We start from the raw sequence: 251 nt of genomic DNA, 5'->3' as shown, positions 1-251 counted from the left end.
ATATTTTATAGTATTATTTGTCGTGAATTATATCTAACAGAATATATTTTATGAATCTATAAAGGAGAATGTAATGAATACTTCTATCGATATACAACACTTGTGTGATCTTGCACATAAAGCATTTAATGCCCCTGTACATATTTTATCTGCAGACAGAAAAATTTTATATCATTCTACATCTGATAATGTTTGTAGTCCTTTTTATTCTTCAAAAGAAGAACATCTTAGTGATATTTATCAAGAAAACG

1 pseudogene is annotated in these 251 nt (G+C 26.3%); it reads left to right on the top strand.

From position 1 onward, the window contains the following. Nucleotides 1-73: 73 nt before the first annotated feature. Nucleotides 74-251 (top strand): annotated as a pseudogene (locus tag DN403_RS30940) (AraC family transcriptional regulator); the annotation flags it as partial.

Source organism: Bacillus sp. AY2-1, from assembly GCF_008368965.1.
GTDB lineage: Bacteria > Bacillota > Bacilli > Bacillales > Bacillaceae_G > Bacillus_A > Bacillus_A thuringiensis_S.
The sequence above is the reverse complement of the archived record's forward strand: the minus strand, read 5'-3'. Positions and strand labels throughout refer to the sequence as shown.